Origin of the sequence: Amycolatopsis sp. FBCC-B4732, from assembly GCF_023008405.1 — a bacterium.
GTDB lineage: Bacteria > Actinomycetota > Actinomycetes > Mycobacteriales > Pseudonocardiaceae > Amycolatopsis > Amycolatopsis pretoriensis_A.
Genome location: NZ_CP095376.1, coordinates 2,026,584 through 2,048,759, shown reverse-complemented (window position 1 = coordinate 2,048,759; position 22,176 = coordinate 2,026,584). Strand labels below are relative to the sequence as shown.

Genomic DNA, 22,176 nt, shown 5'->3' with positions numbered 1-22,176 from the left:
TTCGCCTTCGCACCACGGGTCGTCCGCCTTCCGCATCGTGCAGGACGCGGTCGTCGCGGACAAGGCGCGCAAGGCCGGGCCCCGCACAGTTGCCCGGGAGCGGGCCGCTGGTTAGCGTCCATCGCGGTATGCAGGCACACGGACGGAGCGCAGCCGTGCCGAACCCGGAGTCCACAAAGGACGTACGACGGCGGCTGGATCCGGCGTTCCTGGCCCTGCCGCTGCATCGGCTCGCCGACGCGGCGTTGTCGCGCGCCCGGCGTCACGGCGCCGGCCACGCCGACGTCCGGATCACGCGAACCCGCCGCGGCGGGTGGCTCGCGCGGGACGGCGACCTGGTGGCGACGGTGGACGGGACGGCGACCGGCTGCGGTGTCCGGGTCGAGCACCGGGGCTGCCGGGGGTTCGCCGCCACCACCGACCTGCGGCCCGCCGCGGTCGCCGCCGCCGTCGACCAGGCGGTCGCGATGGCGCGGCTCGCCGCCGGGATCAACGGCACCGCCGGAGCCGCCCCGGTACGGTTGTCGGAGGAACCGGTGCACCGCGAAGCGGTCTGGTGCGCGCCCTGCGAAATCGACCCGTTCGCGGTCCCCGATGCCGAGAAGGCCGAGTTCCTCACGGCGGCGAGCCGGGGGCTGCTCGGGCACGCGGCCGTCCGCCACGTCGAGGCGCGGCTGCGGGTGGTGCGCGAAACGAGGTTCTACGCCGACTCGCGGGACACGACGACCACCCAGCAACGGGTGCGCCTGCACCCGGTGTTCACCGTCACCGGGACGGACGCGGCCACCGGCCGGGCGCGCACCGTGCGCACGCGCGGCCCGGCGACCGGACGCGGGTGGGAGTACGCACTCGGCGCGGGCTGGGACTGGGTGGACGAGCTGGCGCAGCTGCCCGAAGAGCTGGCGGAGAAGACCCGTGCCCCGGTCGTCCGCCCCGGCCGGTACGACCTCGTCCTGGACCCGTCGAACCTCGCGCTGACCATCCACGAGACGATCGGGCACGCGACGGAGCTCGACCGCGTCCTCGGGTACGAAGCGGCCTATGCCGGGACCTCGTTCGCCACCCTCGACCGGCTCGGCCGGCTCCGCTACGGCGTGCCGGGCATGCACGTGAGCGCCGACCGCACGACCCCCCACGGCCTCGCCACGATCGGGTACGACGACGAAGGCGTCGAGACGCAGTCGTGGCCGCTGGTCGAGGACGGCGTGCTGGCCGGCTACCAGACCGACCGGGAAACCGCCGCGCAGGCGGGTTTTCCTCGCTCGACGGGCTGCTCGTACGCCGAGGACGCCCGGCACGTCCAGCTGCCCCGCATGGCGAACGTTTCGCTGCACCCCGATCCGGCAGGCCCCTCGCTGGCGGAGCTGATCGCGGGCGTCGAGCACGGGATCCACGTCGTGGGTGACGGCTCGTGGTCCATCGACCCGCGCCGCCACGGTTTCCAGTTCACCGGCCAGCTGTTCCACCGCATCGAGCACGGCCGCCTGGTGGGACAGCTCAACGACGTGGCCTACCGGGGAGACACCGTGCGGTTCTGGAACTCGCTCGCCCGTCTCGGCGGGCCCGCCACCTACCTGCTGTGCGGTGCCTTCAACTGCGGCAAGGGCCAGCCCGTGCAGGCGGCGCCGGTCTCGCACGGCAGCCCCGCCGCGGTGTTCCGGGACATCCACGTGACCGCCACCGCCGGATGACCGGGGACGGGGCTCCGCACCGGCTCGCCGAACGGGCGCTCGAACTCTTCACCGGCGACGCCTGCACGGTGCTGCTCACCGAAACGTCCTCCGCGCACCTGCGCTGGGCGCGGAACGCGGTCACCACCAACGGGGTCACGCACGACCGCACCGCCACCGTCGTGGTGTCCGTCGACCGGGCGGACGGCGTCGCCGCGGGCCTGCTCACCCGCGATGTCGCCACCCCGGCCGACATCGAGGCACTCGTCCGTGACGCCGACGCGAGCGCGCGGGCGGCCACGCCCCGGCCCGACGCCCGGCCCCCGATCGGCGAAGGCCGGTCCAGCTGCTTCACCGCACCGCCCGAGGGCACCTCCCCCGCCGTCTTCGCCGGCTTCGCGGCCGATCTGGGCGCGGTACTGGGCGGTGGACGCCGCGCCCGGCACGAGTGGTACGGATTCGCCCGCCACGACGTCTCGACCACCTACCTCGCCACGTCCTCGGGGGCACGGCTGCGGCACGCCGGGCACTCCGGTTCCGTGGAGGTGACGGTGCAGGCGGGCGACCACCACCGATCCGTCTGGAGTGGACAGTTCACCGAGGACTTCCGCGACGTCGACCTGGCCGCCGTCGGGCGGGACCTGGAACGACGGCTGGCGTGGACGCGGCGGCGGGTGGCCGTGCCCGAGGGGAAGTACGAGGTGCTTCTCCCGCCCGCCGCCACGGCCGACCTCCTCGTGCGGCTGTACGACGCGCTCGGCGGCCGGGAAGCGGCCGAGGGCGGCAGCCCGTTCGGCGGGCCGGGCGGCGGTGCCGACGTCGGCAGGCTGCTGTGCCCGCTCGGGCTTTCGCTGCACAGCGATCCCGGCGAGCCGGGGCTCGGCGCCCGGCCGTTCCTGGCGGTGCACGGGCCGGACGCGCTCCGCTCGCCCTTCGACAACGGGCAACCCCTGCACCGCACGGTGTGGCTGGCGGACGGCAGGCTGCGGAACCTGGTGACGAGCCGGTATTCCGCCGAGCTGACCGGTCTCCCCTTCGTGCCGCACGTGGGCAACCTCGTCCTGGGCGGCGGGACCGCCACCCTCGACGAGATGGTCCGGACCACCCGGCGCGGCCTGCTCTTCACCTGCCTGTGGTACATCCGCCTGGTCGACCCGGCCACCCTGCTGCTGACCGGGCTCACCCGCGACGGTGTCTTCCTCGTCGAGGACGGCGAAGTGGTCGGCGCCTGCGAGGACTTCCGCTTCACCGACTCGCCGGTGGACCTGCTCGGCCGGGCCACGGAGGCCGGGCGGGCGGAGCGGACCTTGCCCCGCGACGCGCGGTCGTGGTTCCCCCGGGTCGTCGCACCCGCGCTGCGCGTCCCCGATCTCGCGCTGAGCCCGGCCGCGCCCGGTTCGTGACGGTGTTCCTGTTGTACCAGGGGGAAAGGCCCGTTGTGACGCCCGGCCCGTCCCTTGTAGCTTCGCGGTGAACCCCGGACAGCGAACGGACGTTCCATGACCATTCCCCTGTGCGAGCTGACCATCGGCTACGAGTTCTCCGACGCCGGCCGCGACGCCTTCGCCGCGGCTTTGGCGGGCGTGATCCTCAGTCCTTACAAGTTCTACGAGCCGTTCCGGCGCCAGGCGAGCGCGGTCGTCGACACCGGTGGGGTGCCCGAAGACTTCCTCGCGTTCTGCCGCGCCCTGCGGGACCGGGACCGCGCGCAGGAGCCGGTCGTCCTCGTCCGGAACGCTCCCATCGACCGGGACGTGCCGCCGTTCGACCCGGACGACCCGGTGCGGTCGAAGTACCGGCTCAAGACCACGTTCGTGGCCGAGGCCTTCCTCGAGGTGTTCGCCGCGCTGACCGGTGTCACCGCCATCGGCAACATCGACATCGCCTACGGCGACGTGTACAACGACATCTACCCGAAGCGGTCGGCGTGGCACACGCACTCGTCCAAGGGCTTGCTTTCCCAGCCGTTCCACAAGGATCTCGGCAGCCAGCCGATCGTGCCCGACCACATCCACATGCTGTCGATGCGGTGCGCGCCGGAGAACGACGTCTGCACGTCGTTCGTCCGTTCCGTGGACATGCTGCGCGAGCTGCGTGAAGACGAGCTGGACCTGGTGCGGGAGCCGGTTTTCTTCACCCCGGCCGATCCGGCCACCAGCTACGACACCGGCGGCGTGTACCCGTCACACCCGATCCTCACCGGAACCGCGCGGATGCGGTTCACCCAAGGGCGGACCCGGGGACGCACCCCGGAAGCGGAGGCCGTCGCGCGCCGGCTCGACGAGCAGCCGGGCCGGTTCCGGAAGCGGGTGCAGCTGATGCCCGGCGACCTCGCCGCCGTCAGCAACCACCTGTCGCTGCACGCACGGGAGGTGCACGAGGTCCGGGACGAGGAGGCGTTGCGGACGCGCTGGATCATCAAGTCGGCCAACCTCGACGACACCGGCCCGTACCGGCGGCACCTCGTCGCGGGCACCGACTACCTGATGTCCGACGAGGTGGCGTGACCGTGACGCTGCGGGTCGCGCTGGTCACGATGCCGTGGGCGCGGGTGGACGCACCGTCGATCCAGTGCGGCCTGCTGAAGTCCCTCGCGGTGGCGGCGGGCCACCGGTGCGAGGTGCTGTACCCGAACCTGGACCTGGCCGCGCTGCTGGGCGGATCGCTCTACGACGCGGTCGCCGACCTGCCCTCGGAACGGCTGCACATGCTCGGCGAGTGGCTGTTCTCCCACGCCGCGTTCGGTCCCCTGCGCGGTGAGGACGCGTACTTCGCCGAATACCCGGAACTGGCCGGGCTGTGGCACGAGCTGACCGGCGAGGACCTCGGACACCTCGTGTCGCTGCGCCGGGAGGTGTTGCCGGGGTGGCTGGGCAAGCTGCTCGGCGACATCGCGTGGGACACCTACGACGTGATCGGCTTCTCCTCGACGTTCCTCCAGAACACCGCCTCGCTCGCGCTCGGCCGGCTGATCCGGGACCGGTTCCCCGGTCCCCGCCTGGTGTACGGCGGCGCCAACTTCGACGGCGAGATGGGCGAGGAGTACTCCCGCCGGCTGCCTTGGCTGGACTACGTGGTCTCCGGCGAAGCCGATACGACGTTCCCGGCCCTTCTCGCGGCCATCGCGAACGGCGAGCGCGGCACCGGCCTGCCCGGCGTCCACGTGCGGGACGCGGTATCGCTCCCGTTGGCCGGGCCGGCCGCCACGGCGGTCCCGGTGCGGAACCTCGATTCCCTGCCGGTGCCTGACTACCACGAGTACTTCGAGGCGCTCGACCGGTACGACCGGCGCACGGTGCTCGGCGGCAAACCGGTCACCCTGCCGGTGGAGCTGTCCCGGGGGTGCTGGTGGGGCCAGAAGCACCACTGCACGTTCTGCGGGCTGAACTCGGCGGGTATGGCCTACCGGGCCAAGACCGCGGGCCGGGCGATGACCGAACTGAGCGCCTTGCTGCGGGACTACCCGGCCGTCCACGTCGACGCCGTGGACAACATCCTCGACATGTCCTACCTCTCCTCGCTGTGCGTGCGGCTCGGGGAACAGCACTGGGACGTCAACCTGTTCTTCGAGGTCAAGGCCAACCTCAACCGTGCGCAGCTGAGCACCATGCGCCGGGCCGGCATCCATCGCGTGCAGCCCGGCATCGAAAGCCTGAGCACCCACGTGCTCGGGTTGATGCGCAAGGGCGCGACCGTGCTGACCAACGTCCGGTTCATGAAATGGGCGCGGTACTACGACATCTTCGTGCTGTGGAACATGCTGATGGGAGTACCCGGCGAAAACGACGAGGATTACCGCACCCAGGCAGAGCTGATTCCGCTGCTGCACCACCTGCAACCGCCGTCGGGATCGGCCGGGATCTGGCTGGAACGCTTCAGCCCGTACTTCACGGATCCGTCGTTCCCCATCTCCGGTGTCCGGCCGAACGCCAATTACCGGCACGTCTACCCCGAAACGCTGGACCACGCCAAGATCGCGTACTTCTTCGACTACGAGGCGGCCGGGGTGTCGAGTGCCGCCGCGCGGTCGGCGCTCGGCGAGGCGATCGGCGAGTGGCGGCGGCGCTGGCGGTCGCCACGGCGGCCTCAGCTGGTCTACCAGCGGTTGCCGGGTCTGCTCCGAGTTGTCGACCAGCGCGGGGATCAGGTGAAGGTCGCGGAACTGCCGGGCTGGCGGGCCGCGGCCTACGAGGCGGCGGGAGACGCTCCGCGGAGTGCCGCGGGAGTGCGGCGGACCCTGCTCGAACTCGGCGACGACGTAGCCGAGGCAAGCGTGCGCGCGTTTCTCGACAGCTGCTGCCGCGCGGGCATCATGCTCGCGGACGACGGGCACTACCTCGCCATCGCCCTGCCCGAAAACCCCGATTGGTGACCCGGGTTTCTGCTGCGCCACAACATCTCCCCATTCTTTTGCACGCCTCGACGTGCTGGTGGCCGCCGGGTAACGTCCGTCGGGAACGATTCGGGAAATCCCACGACGAACGGGAGCGGAGATGTTCGGTTTCTGGTGCAGCACCGTGAAGCCCAAGGTCGAGAAGCGGGCCGGCAAACCGGACCCCGTGAAGGCCGACGCCACCCGGTGACTCCCCGCCGGGAAAGGCACTTACGGAGTGCGGACGACCGCCGTGTGACCCCGCGCCGCGGGGCGCACGGCGGTCGTTCACGTCGATGGGAGTTCTCGTGACCCGACCGCGGAAAATCGACCAGCTCACCCTCCCGCTGCTGCGCCGGATCCTCGGCGTGGCCGAGGAGGCACAACCCCACCACCTGCTCGAGGCCGCGGCGGCGGTGCGCGGCACGGTGCCGCAGCTGGTGCTGACCGTCGCGCGCCGCACCGGCGCCGAGCTCGGTCCGGGCAGCACCGGCCTGCTCGCCAGGGCGGCAGCCCGGGCCGAGGACTACCGGGACCTGGTCGGCGAGGTGCGGCGCACGGTGCCGGGCGCGCGCGTGGTCAAAGGTTCGTCGCTGGCGCGCCACTACCCGGGCGATCTCCTCCGGCCCGTCGGGGACGTCGACCTGCTGGTGGCCGGAGCCCCGGATATCTGGCGGGCCGCCGCCGCCATCGTCCGCGCCCGCCCGGTCCAGGACGTCGCGGTCGTGTTGCACGGCCCCGATCGGCTGCCGTTCGTCACGCTGCGGTGGCCACCCGCCGATCCGTGGCTGGACCGCCCGATGAAGGCCGAGATCTTCGCGACGCCCCTGATGGGCAACGCGGCGGCCGTCGGGGTCCGGTCGCTGCCCGCCGGATTGCCCTCGGTGCTCACCGACCTGCTCGTGCTGTCCGAGGAGCGCTTCCAGCGGCCGTTCAACGTCAAGGACTTCGCCGACGTCCTCGCCCTGGCCGACAGCGAACTGCCCTCGGTGCCCGACGTCGTCGCGGCCGCCGCCGAGTGCCGGCTGGCGCCCGAGCTCGCCGAACTGCTCGGCGCCACGGCGGAACACTGCGACATCGGCGACCTGGGCCCGGTGGCCCGCGTGGTGGCCGCAGCGGCCGGCGCCGAGCTCGGCCGGCGGGCGGTGTGGTCGCGTCCCCCCATCGACCGGTCGCTGCCCGGCCCGGTCTGGCGCTGGCTGGCCGCGGGCGTGCCGGTGCCCAGCGTCCCGCTGCGGATCCACGACGTCCCCGCCGAGCAGACGCCGGCCCGGACCGAGGTGTTCGGGGACCACGTGATCCTCCGGACGCCGGTCGGCGACTTCCTGGCGACCGTCCACGAGACTGTCAGCGCCGACGACTACGAAGGCGCGATCCGGCACCTAGCGGCCGCGGCGGGCTGACCCCGTGGTCCGGGTACTCAGCTGGAACCTGTGGTGGCGGTTCGGCGACTGGCGGGCACGGCGCCGGCTCATCCTGGAAGTCCTCGCCGAAACCGCGCCCGACATCTGCGGTCTGCAGGAGGTGTGGCAGGACGACGAGGAGAACCTCGCCGAGTCGCTGGCCGGCGAGCTGGGCCTGCGGTGGGCGTGGGGCCCGGCGCGCAACCAGCGGTACTGGCAGCGGCGGATCCGGGACGACTCGGTCCGGCACGGCACCGCCGTGCTGAGCAGGTGGCCGATCGAGCGGACGCGCGTCACGATCTTGTCCGACGCGCACGCCAGGACCGCGCTGAGCGCCCTGGTCCGCACCCCGGACGGCCTGCTGCCGTTCCACACCGCCCACCTGTCCGCCCACGGTGACGTCCGCTTCCGGTGCGACCAGGTGCAGCGGCTGTGCCGGGCGGCCGTGGACTGGGGCCCCGGCGACTTGCCCGCGGTGCTCACCGGAGACTTCAACGCCCGCCCGGCGTCACCGGTGCTCGACGCCGTGCGCGGCCACTTCACCGACGCGTGGCCCGGTGCCGCCGGACCCGGGCACACTTGGCTGACCGGGGATGCGGAGGCGCCGGGTGGCGCGATGTCCGTGCGGATCGACTACGTCCTCGTCGGCGCCGGCGGCAGCCTCACGGTCCGGTCGGCAGCGGTGGCCGCCGACGAGCCGAGGAACGCGCTGTGGGCGTCGGACCACGCCGCGGTCGTGGTCGACCTCGTCGCCGTACGGCGGTCACCAGACCGCCACGGCGACGGACTCGACGACCGGCGGCTGCTCGGCCACGGCGATCGAGGCGAGCACGGACCGTGAGGCGTCGTCGGCGATCTCCCCGAACTGGTTGAAGTAGCCGGACAGGTGCTCGGCGGGAGCCAGCGTGACGAAGAACTGCGAACCGGAGCTGGCCGGGCCCAGGTTCGACAGCGCGACGAGGAACGGCCGGTCGAACGGTCGCCGGGCGTCCGGCTCGTCCGGCACGCGGTAGCCGGGACCACCCTGGCCGGTCTCGGTCCGGTCCCCGGCCTGCACCAGGAACCCGGGCACCCGCCGGAAGAACCGCGTGCCGTCGTAGAAGCCGCCGTCCCCGTCCCGCCCGGTGTGCGGGTCCTTCCACCGGCGGGTGCCCTCGGCGAGGCGCACGAAGTTGTCCACCGAGTACGGGGCCAGCTCGGGCCACAGGTTCATGGTCACCGGCCCCAGGTTCGTCAGCAGCGTCGCCCTCACACCGACGTAGCGGCGCAGCGGCAACGAGATGGGCTTGCGCAGCACCCGGTCGCGCACGTGCACCGGCCGCGGATCGGGCCGGCGTCCCGGCCCGCGGATCTCTTCGGCCGTCGCGGAACTGCCGCACCCGAGTGCGCCCGGCGTGCCCGCCGTGATCGTGCAGGTCGTCCACAGTGGAGCCGCGGACGGGGCCGGGAGCGGAACCGCGGCGCCGCCGGCGGCCCATGCGGGGTCGGCGGCGCGGAGCTTGCCGCGCGCGTAGCCCTGCCACCGGCACCGGACCTCGGCCGAGGCGTGCGCCAGCAGGACGTCGACGTCGCCCGCCGCCTGCGCGTCCAGCACCGCGGGCATGTCCTCGGTCAGGAAGAACTTGTCGAACAGCGATCCGTTGTTGTGCTCCATGGTGAAGCACTGGTCGACGAAGACCGCCTCGGACAGCTCGTGGCAGACGTACGCGCGCAGCAGCGTGGCGACCGGAGCCCAGAGCCGGCCGCCGTACTCGGTGCCGGGCCCGGCGAACGCGTCCGCCGCCAGGGACAGGGCCCGCACCTGGCCCAGTTCCGCCCGCACCCGCGCCCAGGCGACCGAGCTCGACTCGGACGTCACCTGCCTGATGAACGTCACGAGCGGGTCTGGGAGGGGGTCGGTGTGCGCGCGTTCGTAGTGCCCCAGTTCCAGGCCGATGATCAGGTCGAGCTGGCGGGCGAAGTAGTAGGCGAGCCGGGGCACCCAGCGCGCGAGCCGGATCCCGGCTTCGCGGTCGCCGCCCGCCGTCATCATTTCGAGGAGGTAGAAGTCGGCGGCCAGGGACGACCCGTCCACGTGGTCGACGTACCACTGTGGCCGGTGCGAGGCTACTTCCCCGGCCAATGCGGACAGTGCCTCTTCACGGCTCATCCGCCCCGCGAGGAACGCGCCCCAGTGCCGCTCGACCACCGCGACGAGCCGGGGGAAGCGCCAGGCGGACCCGAGCACGTCCACGCACGCGCGGTGCGTGGGTTCTTCCGCCGCGACGAAGTGCCCGGCCGTGTACTCGACGAGGAGCTTGATCAGCACGGCGCGGAGCCTGCGTGCGTAAGGCGTCGCCCCGGGCAGCCGCGCGGCCAGCTCCGCGGTGAGGGTGGCGGGACCGTCCGATGTGGTCAGAAGCGCCCAGCAGACCAGCGTGAGCACGCAGTCGGCGAGGGTGGATCCGGAGAAGCGACGGCAGTCGGCGTAGGCGGCGGCAGGCCTGCCACCCTCGGTCAGGAACCCGACACCCGGAGAATGCGGCGCGTAGGGCACCAAGTGCAGCGCCAGCGACAGCGGCGGGCCGTCGGTGACACCGAGCGCGTTCCGCAGCAGCGGTTCGATCCGGTCGAACGGCAGGAGCCGGGCGACTTCGACCGCCGCGGCCGTCCGCCGGCCAGCCCATCGGTCGATGACCGGCATGAGGACCGGCGCCGCGGCCGTGAGCGCGGCCCCGACCGGTTCCGCGATCGCGGCGGGTGCGGCCGGCGACGGGCCGGACAGCTCGGCGATGTCGTGCGCGGTCGCGAGCCAGGCGGGCAGGGTGTCGGCACCGTTGCCGCGCAGGGCACGAAGAGCGGTGCGGAACCGCGCGATGTCGGCCACCGGCGGGTTCTGCACCAGGCCGATCTCCCAGGGCATCCGGCCCTTCAGTTCACGGTGCAGGGCGAGGAAGAGGTCCAGGACGGCGCTCTCCCGGAACCGGAGTTCGATATCGGTCATCCGCGGTCCCGGACCAGCAGTCCCGACGCGAGCAGCCGCGCCACGACGACCTCGCGGCGCGCGGCGGTCAGGTTCGCGTAGACCGGAAGTTCCGCGCCCACGGCACGGATCCGCTCGGCCAGTTCCTCGTCCGTCACGCCACCGCTCAAGGCCCACACCAGTGCCGCGTCCGGGCGCAGGGCGACTCGGCGGCGGCCCGCGAGAGCGGCCACCACCCCGGTGACCGCCGCTCGGGGGTGCCAGCCGGCCGCCCGCGCCAAAGCCCCGCTCCCCCGCTGCCAGTGCGTCCAGTCCGCCAGGGCACCGCCGTGCCAGCCGACCGTGGCCGCGGCCAGCAGGCAGGTCTGCAGGAGCTGTTCGAGGTCGGCAGTGGTCACCCCGTCACGCGCGGAGGCAAGATCGGCCCGGCCCAGTGCCCGGAACAGTTCGGTGGGGAACCCGCGCGGCGCCGAGCGGTCCAGCTGCCGCCACACCCACTTCGGTGCCGGGTGGAGGTCGCCGCGGGCGACCAGCACCGCCTTGCCCGCCGCGACGAGGCTCCGCCGCGCCGCGTCGAGCGCGCCGTCCTGCTCGCCGATGCGGAGGAAGCCGTCGTGGTCCTCCCACCACAGGTGCGCGGTCGTGAGCCAGTGTCGCAGCAGCTGCCGGCGCACGGCCGGGGCACTCGTGGCCAGCCGGTCCAGGAGGGCTCGCAGCGCATCGGAGGCCACCACGACGTCCGCCTGCGACACCCTGGCCAGCAGTTCGAGGTCTGCGGTCGGCACGGTCGGGGCGAGCGCATCGGCCACATCGGCGGCCGTCACCGCGTCGACGAGCGCGGCCAGCCGGGTGAGCGGCACCTGGTGCACGTCGACGCGGGTCCGGCCGATGCCGAACTGCGTCCGCGGCGCCGGTGAATCGCCGCCGACGAGGTGGATGTCGATATCACTGTTCGGGGTGTGCAATCCCTGCGCAATACCGCCCACGACAAATGCGCCGATGACGCCGGGGCGGTCCGCCAATTCCCGCGCGGCCCGCCGCGCGAGGAAAAAAGTGTCGTTGCCGGCGGAGCCGGGCCGTGTGGAACGAGATTCCCCGTCCACACGGCGCGCGGACTCCGCTCCGGCTCCGGTGTGGGCCGTGATCACCGCCGCGCTACAGTCCGCGCGGACCGTCGGCGTGCACTCCCAACAGGTAGACCCGGTTCTCCAGGGCCGCGGCGTCGTCCGGCTCCAATGCCGAGAACTCGATTTCCTGCAGATCGTCGTCGTTGTGGCGGGGAACTTCTTCCGGCGTGTTGTCAGTTGTCATGCGATCGACGATAACGAAGGCGGGCCGGGCTGAGAAGTGTTCCGGTGCCGGGTGAATGGTTAAGGTCGGCGGACATCCCGACGCACGGAGGTTGACCCGCATGGAGTTCGGCCCGGACTACTTCGCCGACGTTCCGCGGTACGGGCTGGGGATCGGCATGAACCCGTCCGATTTCCACGAGGCCTATCTCGACCCGGCTCGAGCCGGCGTGGACTTCTTCGAGGTCACCGCCCCGAGCGCGCGGCGGCGCGGGCCGGTCCCGTACGCCGACGTCCGCCGCCGCCACGAACGCCAGGGACAGGGCGGGTTCTCCCGCCGCGGTGTGCGCGAGCTCGCCGGGCACGCGACGGTGCTGGTGCACAGTACGAATGTCAATCCGGTCTACGCCGAGCCGCCGACCGAGCACGACCTCGCGGAGCTCGGCGAGCTCCTGCGGGTGAGCGGCTCGCCGTGGGTCACCGAGGACCTGGGTGTCTGGCTGATGAGCGAACGGCACGTGTACCCGCACTTCATGCCGTTGCCGCTGACCGCCGACACCCTCGCCGTGACGATCGACAACGTCACCCGGGTGCAGCGCATCCTCGGACGCCCGTTCAACGCGGAGTTCCCGCCCATGTCGTACGTGCTCGGCGACATGAACGCTTTCGAGTTCTTCGACCGCCTGTGCACGGCCACCGGCTGCGGGATGTGCGTAGACGTCGGGCACGTGCTCAGCTACCAGCTGGCCCGCGGTGCCTCCGCCACCGCCGACTTCCACCGGATCCCCTGGCAGCACGTCACCGAGATCCACTTCGCGGGCGGGAGCATCGACCTGGTGCGGGAAGGGTTCTTCTACCAGGACGACCACGGGGACCGGGAAGTCGTGTCGGTCTGCTTCGACCTGATCGACGAGGTGATCGCCACCGCGCCCCACCTCCGTGCGATCGCGCTCGAGCTGTTCGGCGCCCGCCGCCCCGAGCGCGCGCTGCGCAGGCTGCAGGCCACCCGGGAACGCCCGTCGGTGCGTGCGTGGCTCGACGGGAACGCAACCGAGACCGCGGCCGAGCCGCTCGCGCAGAGCAGGCAGACCGCGAAGGTCCGAGCCGTGGCGCTGTTCGACCTCCTGCACTCCGACCGGCCGATATCCGGTGACCGCCTGCACGAACAGGGGCCGGAGCTGCTCGACGCGTTCGCCACCGCGGAACGCCGGCGGTGGGACTACGACCGGCAGTCCCGGCTGCTCGTCGTCGGCGACGGCATCGCGTCGTACTTCCCGGTGACGGCGTCCTGGGTGCGCCGCCTGGCCGGGTGGTCAGCAGAGCAGCTGTACGGCCGGCTGATCGACGGCCTCGACGGCAGCCGCCCGATGGACCTGACCAACGTCACGGACGCCTTCCACAGTCTGCTGCCCGACATGGCCGAAGCCCGGAACGTGCACGAACTCCTGCGCTGCGAAACGTGGATGAACACCTGTGTCGCGGACGGCGGTGCCGAGCGGGAGCAGCAGTTCGGCGTGGACGTCGACCGCGCGGCGAAGGGTGCCGCGGACCCGGCGGTCACCCTGTCCGGGCTCGCGGAGCGGATCACACTGGTGTACCTGGGCGACGGCCGGTTCGCGCGGCGGGGAAAGACGGCACCGACCTCACGGCCGTCCGCGCCGGGCCGCGATGAGGAACCCCCGGTGTGCGGCACCGCCCGCTGCTGCTCGGGCGACTGATCGAGCCGTCACACCGGGGCATCGTCCCGCTGCTCCAGTTCGTCGGCGAACCGCCCCCACTCATGGGCACAGGCACGGGCCAGCTCGGCGACGACGCCGACGCAGTGCCCGGGGACCATGCTCGTGAGATCCCGCCAGCCGTGCCGGTCGACCGCCTTGCGGTGCAGCCACCGCAGCAGGAGCCGGCCGGCGTTGGAATGCCTCAGTGAGGGATCCGTCCGCAAGGCCCGCAGGATCGACGCGGAGTCCTTTTCGGACCGGGCCGGCCCCTGATCCGGCCTCGCCGGTGGCCCGGGTACCGGCGACCCCCCGTTCGAGAGGCGGATCCGGACGTCGCGGGCGGTCCCGGTCGAGATGCCGGCGATGCGGGCGACCTCGCGCAGCGAGACGTCGGGGCGGGCCGCGAAGATCTCGCCGGCGACCCGCCGACCTTCGGCCGCACTCACCGGCCGCATCCGCCCGTCGCGGCCGAGCCGGGTGTTCGACTGCGGAAGGTCCGCGGTTGCACTCTGCCGGATACCTTTGACCGTCTTGGCCGCCAGCCCGGTGGCGGCGGCGATGGCGCGGTCCGACCAGTCCGGCCGCGACGTCACGATCCGACGTGCCGCAGCCCGCCGGTCGACCAGCGACAGCGGCAGCCCGTGCGCGATGTTCGCGGCCACGGACAGCACGAAAGCGAAGTCGTCGCTGCCGTCGAAGAACCTCACAGCGATCGTCTGGTCCCCGCGCAACTGGGCCACCCGCAGCCGGTGCATGCCGTCGATCACGCGCATCGACGAGCGGTGGACGAGGATCGGCGGAAGCGGGCCACCGGACTCGGCGAGCAGCTCGACGTGCCGCAGGTCTTCCCCGCCGAGCCGAGGGGAGTCGGCCGGGAAAAGCCTGCTCATCGGCACATCCTCGACGGCGGCGTCGGTCCGCTCCAGCACCGACCGGATCCCCGGTACGACGGCGTCCCCCCGACCGGTCTCCACAGGCTCGTCATCCATGCGCACCCCCGAACGCGTCTCCCGCCTCGTCATCCGCACGCACGCGGCACCGGCAACCGACGATCACCCAGGCACCGAAGGTAGGTGACCGGACCTGCCCGCGCTACCATCGGAAAAGCGGCATCGGGACACGCCGTCGTCCCGGCATGCCCGCAGGCGCAACGGTCTCGCGGCCGGAGAACACATTTGTCCACTAAGGACATACGATGGCGACCCGCACAGCTGCATCGGCACTCCCCTGCTCTCGGCTTGCCGGACCGTTCTCCGCGAGCACGTTCGTCCGCCGTGTGCCGTTTAGCCCCGACGGCCGGCTTCACCCGCTCGGCTCAACCACTGGTCTGGACGACCGACACGAGAAACCCGTCGGTCACTCGACGTGGCCGCAGCAGCCTTCGACGAAGCGCCGTTCGAGCACGTCCGGTAGCGCCGAAGGTTTGTGCCGCACCGGTTCCACGACACCATCGACGCCCTCCACACGACATCACCCGTGGCCCTCCTGCGGAGGGACAGGGGGGCGAGAGCGCCGAGCGTGACCAGCTTCCCTACCGCCGCGGTGGTACCGCGCGTGGCGAGCCGGACAAGCCCGATCGAGTCCTGCCGGCGCTCTGGCCCGCGGCCCTTCGCACCGCCTTCGCCTGAACCAACCTGACCGACCTCACCGTCGTCACCTACCCGGACGCCCGCGCCGAGATCACCACGCCATGCTCGAACGGCTCCGCACTCACCACCACTCGATCCCGGGCCCGTCCCGGTCGTGCGGGACTACGCCGGGTTCTCCGCGACGGCGAGGTAGTCCGTGTAGATCTGCGGTGAGCCGGAGAACGAGGCCAGCTGCTTCCACTCCTCGTACATCTGCTTGGTGTCGCGGTGGGCGGACGCGAACTCCGCGGCCTCGCCGGTGGCGATGTCGGGCTCGGGGTAGAAGACGTCCAGCGCGTCCAGGCTCGCGATCTCCATCATCATCACGTACTGGTCGAGGCGGTTGCCCCGCTCGCCCTTGAGCACGTGGAACCGCCAGTCCGGGTAGTCGTCGATCCGGTGGTGGTTCTCGGCGATGAAGCGGTCGAACACCTCCTCGGTCACACCGGCGCGCAACGCCAGGTTGTGGATCCCGATGACCCGGGCGACGGGCTCCTCCCCCGGGCGGTCGCGGTAGCGGGGGCCGGGCGCGACGGTGCTCCGCGGATTGTCGGCCAGCAGCCGGTAGTCGGTGAACAGCGTCGGCAGCTCACCGAACGTGCCGAGCCGCCGCCACCGCGCCAGCACCGCCTCCGCCTCCGGGTGCCGCGCCCAGAACAGCCGGGCCAGTTCGGTCTGCTCACCCCGGGCCGTGACGTAGCGGTCGCGCTGCTCGGCGCTCTCGATCTCGTACAACATCAGGTACTGCCCGGTCCGCTCTCCGCGCAACCCGCGCAGCAGAGTCCACCGCCACCCCGGGTACAAGGGCAGGTGAACGCCTTCACCACGCACGAAGGTCTCGAACTCTTCCGGCGTGACACCAGCCTCCGTGTCGATGGCGATGTACTGGAAGGTGAACACCGACGAGCGTCCCATTGCGCGTCCAATCCTCGGGCCGGGAAAGGGATCGCGCGTCCGACGAGCACGACTCCCCGCACGACATCCTGCCCGCTCCAGAGCAACGGTGCCCCGCGAGCCCTCCCACCGTCCGTGAAGATCAACCAGCGTCAGCGCTACCAGGAACAACGTGGTGCGGTTCACCGTCACGCGTCGACGCATAGAGCGTTATACGGCCAGCTGGCTCTCCCGGCCCTGGATGCGCCAATCGAGCGAACCTGCACGCGATTCCCCCGGATGCCCATCGGGCGACGTCTGCTGCGCCGGCTCGCCGGACCGGCAGGACTGGGCATCGCGGTCGTCGCCGTCGTCCACGGCACGGACGGCCCGTTCACCTCCTATCCGGCTCCTGCTGCTCATCCGCTGGTGGAGCTCCTTGGCTTCGCTGTGATCCAAGTTGCTCGGAACGTCGCCGACCTCGAGCCCGGTCTGGCGGCTCCTGCGCCGAGCTCCCGGGTGGGAATCCGAGTGCTGACGACAGCGGCCGCGGCGACCGGCGCAACGCAATCGGCCGCCGCGTTCTCGGGTCCGGCACCCGCGTCGGCGGCGCTCGGCCTGTGTCTGCTCGCGGCGCCGTTCCGGCCCCACCGCACCGGCGGGGAAGTCGCCTTCCTGATGAACGTCGTCGAACGGCTCGCCACCGACCGGCCGGCGCGCCCGCCGCCGAGGCTGCTCAGGACTGCCCGCCGGAGCCCACGTCACGCCGGCGATCGGCTACGGGGGCCGTCAGGATCAGGCGCTGCCGGTCGGGCCGGGCTACTTCGCTCGAGCGTGCTTGCCGCGACCAGCGTCGGGCGAATAGGGGCGGCGGCGTGGATGTCGGTGCGGCAGATCCCGCACGTCTCCGGCCCGGACCAGCCGCTGCCCCGGGCCGGGCTCGGGAACCAGCACCTCGCACAGCTCGAGCGGGGGCGAGAAACCCGTTACGACAGCGGCCGTCGTGCTCACTCCTCAGTGGACGGTGGGTTCGACGATCGCCCACCTGCCCCCTCCCCGGAGGCTGTGGCCGTCGGTCACGAACCGGCGGGGCTTTGGTCGTCGCGGCGGGTCTGCATGGTGGTCCACTCGCGTTGCCACGCGGCGAGGCGAAGCCGGTCCAGCACGAAGACCACGCCGCGGTAGAGCAGTGCGAGCGCAGTCACGAAAGCCGTCCACACGACCGTGGCGGCGAGCGGTGCGCCGACGATCGCCGCCGCCGGGGTCAGCGGGCGGACGGTCGGAGCGCCGGTGGCGTCCACCCAGATCGCCAGTTCCTGGCCGGTGACGGTGCCCGCCGCGGCGTCGACCTCGCCGACGCGCTGCTCGCCTTCCCGGGTCCACCACGTCGCCCGCGTGGCGCCGGTTCTGTACGACGTGCCGCCGCGGCCCGCTTGGGCCGGTGGCGGGCCGTCGGTCAGCAGCACCGCGGTCACCGTGTACCGCGTCGCCAGCTGTTCACGGGACTTCGCCAGTTCGCCCGAGTAGACGCCGATGCCCAGCAGCACCGCTCCCGCCGCCGCCACGAGGGAAAGCAGGAGGACGAGTGCCAGGAGCCTCGCCTGCAGCCGGTCCGAAGGACGGGCCGGCGAGTCGTGGCCGGGCCGGAGGCTGTGCCACAACCGCGTCAACCGGATCCTCGTGTACATCGGTCCCGCCCCTTCTCGTCTCGGCGTGCGCACCCAGCATCACCGGAGGGACGGTCGCCGCCCTAGGGCCCACAGTCCCCGGACCGTGGGCCGTGCGACCATTTCGGTCGTCGTGGCGCCGGTGACTTCGGGCGCTCGCGGCCGAAGTCAGTGCGCGGACGGCGAAAAGCCCTGGCGCAGCACCTCTTCGACAGCCCGTCGTGGCGCGGCCGGATCGGCCTCCGCGGTGTAGCCGATGCGCAGGAGAGCCTGCGGGAAGCCGGTCAGACCGAGGTCTTCGCACAGCGCGGACCGGACGGGCTCCAGGTGCAACGGCTGCGTCAGCACCGCCGCCGCCAAGCCGACGTCGACCGCCGCGAGCCAGGCCCGTTCCATCGCGTAGCCGGCGCGGACGTGGTCGGAGCGCGCGTCGTCCGCGGTCACGAACAGCAGCAGCGTCTCGGCCGCCAGACGACGCTCCAGCTCGGCCGGCAGCGGGATCTCGGTCGCCCGGCGGACCAGACCCGCCCAGGGCACCGAGCCGGCCGGGACACGGCTGGCCGGGAGCCCGACACCGTGGTGGTGGGCGCGCTCGTCCCGGATCGTCCACAAGGACAGCTCGCGCTGGTACCCGCCGTCCTGCTGAAAGCTCCTCGCCGCGAAGTGCAGCAGCCGGGCGACGGCGGCGACCTCCCGGACGGGCCGCGCCTCGACGCCCGCTGCTCCCCCGGCCGCGACGATCTCGCGGACCACCGGCTCCGGCACGACCAGGCCTTCGAACGGCGCACGGTGGCTGGCCCGGCGGGCGATCGCCCCGTAGCGGCGCAGCTCTTCGACGCTCGGCGCCTCGGCACCGCCGACGGCGACGCGCGCCACCAGCTCCGCCTGCCCGTCGTCCGGCAGGAACGCGACCTCGGCCGTCCGGCCCAGCGTGCGGACGGCCAGCTCGAGGTTGGCCACGGCGGCACCGCAGGAAGCGGCGCGGTCGCGTCCGTCCGGGTCGTGGTGCGGGAGGGCCGGTTCGGCACGCTCGCGCACGGAAAGTTCTCCCGGTGCGACGTCCAGCAGCCACGGCTGGGTGTTGTGCACCGACGGCGCGCGCATCATCGACCGGACCAGCACCTCGGTCTCGGCCGGCGTCCAATCGGGACTATCCATTGTGGACACGCTGATCACCCAGCCCTGGAGAGGAACGGAATCGACGTCGTCGCCGTGCCGCGCAGCCGGGCGAACAGTTCGCCGCGGTCGCCGCGCAGGTCCGGTGGGACGGGCTCGCCGACGGTGCCACCGGCGGACCGGATCGCGGCGACGAAGCCGCGAACGCGGGCCGGAGCGGGTACGAGCTCGCCGCCGAGGTAGGCGAGCACCAGCAGGTCCTCGGCGGAATGGGTTTCCATCGCGAACGCCCAGCCGTGGCGCTCGTCCCACAGCAGGGCCGTGTCGCGGCCGGGGTGGTGCGGCAGCTCCACGTCGAGGGCGACGTACGCCGAGGCGGGATCGTCGAGGTCCATCGTGCAGGACTCCACTCCCACGCCGACCGCGGTGCTCACCGCGGCCAGGTAGCCGGTCAGCCCGCTCCGCAGGCCGTGGTCACGGTCGATACCGGTCAGCAGGGGAATCACCCTCCATCGTCTCGCAACGTTCACCGGCCGGATCGGACCGGTCCCCACCGGGGGCCGACGTTACGTTTCCGGCCTCGCGTGCGGATGGCGTCGTTCGGCCCCCTCGGGAGGGACTTTGGTCACTTGGGCGCCGCAGTGCCCGCAGCAGGTCCGCGAGCACCGGCACGCCGGGCCGGTCGTCGATGCGCCGCAGGCCGGCCAGGCCCGCGGTGAGCACGCCCAGACCCGCGCCGAGCAGCACCATTCGGGCCGCCGGGACACCGGGCGGCAGCCGGCCGAGGCCGACGAGCACGCTCGCCCCGGCGATCGACACCAGCAGTGCGACCCGGCCCCGGCCTCCACGGAAACCGAACACCCGGCCGCGCAGGTCGTCGCCGTCCTCGCCGCCCAGCAGGGTCCAGCCGACGAGGAAGGCCATCCCCGCGCCCGCCCCGGTTCCCGCGCAAGCGGCCGCGGCGACGGCGAGTCCCGGGGCCAGCGCCAGGACGGCGAGCGACAGCCCGGCCAGCGCGAGGGACAACGTGAACCAGCGGCGGCGCGAGAGGGCGTGCACGACGGCCGGGCCACCGGCCACCCCGAACGCCATCCCGGCGAACAGGGCGGCGAAGAGCAGCGGGAACGCCACGGACCCGCCGCCGAGGTCCCCCGCGTACCGCTGGATCGCGCCGATCACGGCACCTGCCCCGGCGAAGGCGACCAAGATGCCGGTGACCAGCCCGCGCACCGGCCCGTCCGGCGCACGTAGCGCCACGCCTCACCCAGCTCACGCCGGATCCCGGGCCGGGCGGCCACCCGGGTCCGGCCGCCGAGCTCGCGGATGCCCGTCGCCAGCACCCCGGCGCTCACCAGGAAGGTCGCGGCGTTCAGGTAGAGCGCCGCGGTGACCGGGTCGGTCCAGGACCGCGGCAGCCCGTGCAGCCCCGCCATGACCAGGGCCGCGAGCACCGGTGTGGCGCCGTAGGTGGTGGCCAGGGACAGCCGGTTGGCCGCCTCCAGCTCCGCGCGCGGGACCAGGGTGGGGACGGCGGCGTCCCGGGCGGGCGACCACACCATGGCGAAGGCTTCGATCAGGAAGGTCGCGGCCGCGGCCCAGCCGACGGCGACGCCCGCGTCGCTCGTCACGAGCCCGACAGTGGGGGATCGAGGCGAAGAGCGCGAACCGCGCGAGGTCGCAGACGATCATCGTGCGGCGCCGGTCGAAGCGGTCGGCCGGCACGCCGGCCAGCGGCCCGAGCACCAGAGCGGGCAGCAGCCGCACCGCGACCACGCCACCGAACGCCGCGCCTTGGGCGGCCGGGGCGCTGAACCGGCCGGCCGCGAACGTGGACGTGGCGAGCAGGCCGAGCCAGTCGCCGACGGAGGAGACCCCCAGGACGAGCCACAGCCGCCGGAACGGCCGGATGCGCAGCACCGCGGCCACCGCGCTCCCGTTCACGGGGTGCGGCGCCGCAGGGTCGCCGCGCCCAGCAGCAGCGCGAGGATCGCGCAGCCGGCGATGATCGCGATGTTGCGGACCAGCGTGCCGTCGACCTCCGCCGACCGCGTGACCTGCGTGAGCGCGTCGACCGCGTACGACAGCGGCAGCACGTCCGAGAGCGCGTTGAGCAGCCAGCCCATGTCGCCGCGCGGCACGAAGAGGCCGCACAGCAGGAACTGCGGCAGCACGAACACCGGCAGGAACTGGATCGCCTGGAACTCCGTGCGGGCGAACGCGCTGACGAACAGCCCGAGCGCGGTGCCCAGCAGCGCGTCGAGCACGACGATGAGCAGCAGCGTCCAGACCGAGCCGGCGATGCCGAGGCCGAGCCAGGTCAGGCTGACCCCGGCGGCCACCACGACCTGGAGCGTCGCGAGCATGCCGAACGCCAGCGCGTAGCCGAAGAGCAGGTCGAGCTTGCCCATCGGCATCGTCATCAGGCGTTCGAGCGTGCCGGTGGTCCGCTCCCGCAGCGTCGTGATCGACGTCAGCAGGAACATGATCGTGAACGGGAAGATGCCCAGCAGCGCCGGGGCGATCGCGCTGAAGCGCTGCTCCGAGTTCAGGACGTAGCGCAGGAGAATCATCAGCAGGGTCGGTACACCGATGATCAGCGCGACCGTGCGCGGGTCGTGCCGCAGCTGGGTCAGGATGCGCCGGGTGGTGGCGAACGCGATCGGGACGCTCATCGCGTGGCTCCTTCCCGGCCCTTGATCAAGCGGAGGAATGCCTGCTCGAGATCGGGTGCGCCGGTGCGGGCGCGCAGTGCCTCCGGTGTCGCGTGCGCCAGCAGTTTCCCCTGGTGCAGCAGGAGGATCTCGTCGCAACGGGCGGCTTCGTCCATGACGTGGCTGGAGATCAGCAGCGTGACCCCGGCCGCCGCCAGCCCGTGGAACAGCTTCCAGAGCTCGTCGCGCAGCTCGGGGTCGGAGCCGACCGTCGGCTCGTCGAGCACCAGCAGCTCGGGTGTACCGAGCAGCGCGACCGCCAGGTTGGCCCGCCCACGCCGGCCGCCCGACAACCGGCCGACCAGTGTCCGGGCCGACGAGGTGAGACCGGTCTCCGCGATCACCCGGTCCACATCGGACGGATCCGCGCCGAGGACGGCGGCGAAGTAGCGCAGCGCCTCGCGCACCGTCAGGTCCGCGTAGATCGCCGGTTCCTGGGTCGCGTACCCGATCCGCCTGCGCAGCTCGGGGCGGCCGGCCGGACGGCGGAGCACGGTCACCTCACCGGCCTCGACGACCTGCACGCCGACGATCGACCGCATCAGCGTGCTCTTGCCGCAGCCGTTGGGCCCCAGCAGGCCGGTCACGGTGCCGCGGCGCACGGTGAACCCGATGTCGCGCAGGACTTCCTGCCCGCCGCGGACCACCCGCAGGTGCGCCACCTCGATCGCCGCTTCGTCCACGTCGCTCCTCCGCTCTCGACGGCTCCATCGTGAGCGCCCGCCCCGCCCGCGACAGGTGGCCGGGGTCCCCGGCTCCGGTGACTT

General features: G+C 72.6%; 19 protein-coding genes. 7 read left to right on the top strand and 12 right to left on the bottom strand.

Annotation, left to right across the window (positions count from 1 at the left end):
* Nucleotides 1-155: 155 nt before the first annotated feature.
* From MUY14_RS08765 to MUY14_RS08740, 6 genes are all read left to right on the top strand, one after another.
* Nucleotides 156-1,691 carry a TldD/PmbA family protein gene (locus tag MUY14_RS08765; protein ID WP_247022351.1) on the top strand — a complete coding sequence of 512 codons (1,536 nt, stop codon included), beginning with the start codon at nt 156-158 and terminating at the stop codon, nt 1,689-1,691.
* Nucleotides 1,688-3,073, top strand: coding sequence for a metallopeptidase TldD-related protein (locus MUY14_RS08760; protein WP_247022349.1), 1,386 nt, complete (start codon nt 1,688-1,690; stop codon nt 3,071-3,073). Before MUY14_RS08765 ends, MUY14_RS08760 begins: the two co-directional genes overlap by 4 nt.
* Nucleotides 3,074-3,169: 96 nt before the next feature.
* Nucleotides 3,170-4,177, top strand: a complete 1,008-nt coding sequence (locus tag MUY14_RS08755; RefSeq protein WP_247022348.1) for a TauD/TfdA family dioxygenase — start codon at nt 3,170-3,172, stop codon at nt 4,175-4,177.
* A complete protein-coding gene (locus tag MUY14_RS08750) occupies nt 4,174-6,042 on the top strand; it encodes a RiPP maturation radical SAM C-methyltransferase (RefSeq protein WP_247022347.1) in 1,869 nt (622 codons plus the stop codon). Before MUY14_RS08755 ends, MUY14_RS08750 begins: the two co-directional genes overlap by 4 nt.
* Before the next feature lie 308 nt (nt 6,043-6,350).
* Nucleotides 6,351-7,445: a hypothetical protein gene (locus tag MUY14_RS08745; protein WP_247022345.1), complete on the top strand. Its 1,095-nt coding sequence runs from the start codon at nt 6,351-6,353 to the stop codon at nt 7,443-7,445.
* Nucleotides 7,446-7,449: 4 nt separating this feature from the next.
* Entirely contained in the window at nt 7,450-8,286 is an 837-nt protein-coding gene (locus MUY14_RS08740) for an endonuclease/exonuclease/phosphatase family protein (RefSeq protein WP_247022344.1), read from the top strand.
* Here the strand turns inward: MUY14_RS08740 and MUY14_RS08735 are convergent.
* From MUY14_RS08735 to MUY14_RS08725, 3 genes are read right to left on the bottom strand one after another with little or no spacing between them, the layout of a single operon-like run.
* Entirely contained in the window at nt 8,209-10,428 is a 2,220-nt protein-coding gene (locus tag MUY14_RS08735) for a peptidylprolyl isomerase (protein WP_247022342.1), read from the bottom strand. The genes MUY14_RS08740 and MUY14_RS08735 overlap by 78 nt on opposite strands.
* Complete coding sequence (locus tag MUY14_RS08730; RefSeq protein WP_281506270.1) at nt 10,425-11,510, bottom strand: nucleotidyltransferase domain-containing protein; 1,086 nt, start codon at nt 11,508-11,510, stop codon at nt 10,425-10,427. Before MUY14_RS08730 ends, MUY14_RS08735 begins: the two co-directional genes overlap by 4 nt.
* A 52-nt stretch (nt 11,511-11,562) precedes the next feature.
* Nucleotides 11,563-11,718 (bottom strand): hypothetical protein, encoded by a 156-nt coding sequence (locus tag MUY14_RS08725; protein WP_247022340.1) that lies wholly within the window; start codon nt 11,716-11,718, stop codon nt 11,563-11,565.
* Nucleotides 11,719-11,818: 100 nt separating this feature from the next.
* On the opposite strand from MUY14_RS08725, the gene MUY14_RS08720 reads away from it, so the two are divergent.
* The gene (locus MUY14_RS08720; RefSeq protein WP_247022338.1) at nt 11,819-13,414 is read left to right on the top strand and encodes a DUF692 family multinuclear iron-containing protein; all 1,596 of its coding nucleotides are present in this window, start codon (nt 11,819-11,821) and stop codon (nt 13,412-13,414) included.
* Nucleotides 13,415-13,422: 8 nt separating this feature from the next.
* Here the strand turns inward: MUY14_RS08720 and MUY14_RS08715 are convergent, their stop codons facing one another.
* The 9 genes from MUY14_RS08715 to MUY14_RS08675 form a co-directional block, all read right to left on the bottom strand.
* A complete protein-coding gene (locus tag MUY14_RS08715; protein ID WP_247022336.1) occupies nt 13,423-14,304 on the bottom strand; it encodes a ParB/RepB/Spo0J family partition protein in 882 nt (293 codons plus the stop codon).
* Between the two features lie 861 nt (nt 14,305-15,165).
* Nucleotides 15,166-15,957 carry a hypothetical protein gene (locus MUY14_RS08710; protein ID WP_247022335.1) on the bottom strand — a complete coding sequence of 264 codons (792 nt, stop codon included), beginning with the start codon at nt 15,955-15,957 and terminating at the stop codon, nt 15,166-15,168.
* A 1,034-nt stretch (nt 15,958-16,991) separates the two neighbouring features.
* Nucleotides 16,992-17,603, bottom strand: a complete 612-nt coding sequence (locus MUY14_RS08705; protein WP_247022333.1) for a hypothetical protein — start codon at nt 17,601-17,603, stop codon at nt 16,992-16,994.
* Between the two features lie 147 nt (nt 17,604-17,750).
* Complete coding sequence (locus MUY14_RS08700; RefSeq protein WP_247022332.1) at nt 17,751-18,740, bottom strand: Acg family FMN-binding oxidoreductase; 990 nt, start codon at nt 18,738-18,740, stop codon at nt 17,751-17,753.
* Nucleotides 18,741-18,754: 14 nt separating this feature from the next.
* Nucleotides 18,755-19,204 (bottom strand): DUF6292 family protein, encoded by a 450-nt coding sequence (locus MUY14_RS08695; RefSeq protein WP_247022330.1) that lies wholly within the window; start codon nt 19,202-19,204, stop codon nt 18,755-18,757.
* Nucleotides 19,173-19,955: a hypothetical protein gene (locus tag MUY14_RS08690; protein WP_247022329.1), complete on the bottom strand. Its 783-nt coding sequence runs from the start codon at nt 19,953-19,955 to the stop codon at nt 19,173-19,175. The genes MUY14_RS08695 and MUY14_RS08690 overlap by 32 nt, the downstream gene beginning before the upstream one ends.
* Nucleotides 19,874-20,326 carry a hypothetical protein gene (locus MUY14_RS08685; RefSeq protein ID WP_247022327.1) on the bottom strand — a complete coding sequence of 151 codons (453 nt, stop codon included), beginning with the start codon at nt 20,324-20,326 and terminating at the stop codon, nt 19,874-19,876. The genes MUY14_RS08690 and MUY14_RS08685 overlap by 82 nt, the downstream gene beginning before the upstream one ends.
* 309 nt (nt 20,327-20,635) lie before the next feature.
* Nucleotides 20,636-21,370, bottom strand: coding sequence for an ABC transporter permease (locus tag MUY14_RS08680; protein WP_247022325.1), 735 nt, complete (start codon nt 21,368-21,370; stop codon nt 20,636-20,638).
* Complete coding sequence (locus tag MUY14_RS08675) at nt 21,367-22,092, bottom strand: ABC transporter ATP-binding protein (RefSeq protein ID WP_247022323.1); 726 nt, start codon at nt 22,090-22,092, stop codon at nt 21,367-21,369. Before MUY14_RS08675 ends, MUY14_RS08680 begins: the two co-directional genes overlap by 4 nt.
* Between the last annotated feature and the right edge of the window lie 84 nt (nt 22,093-22,176).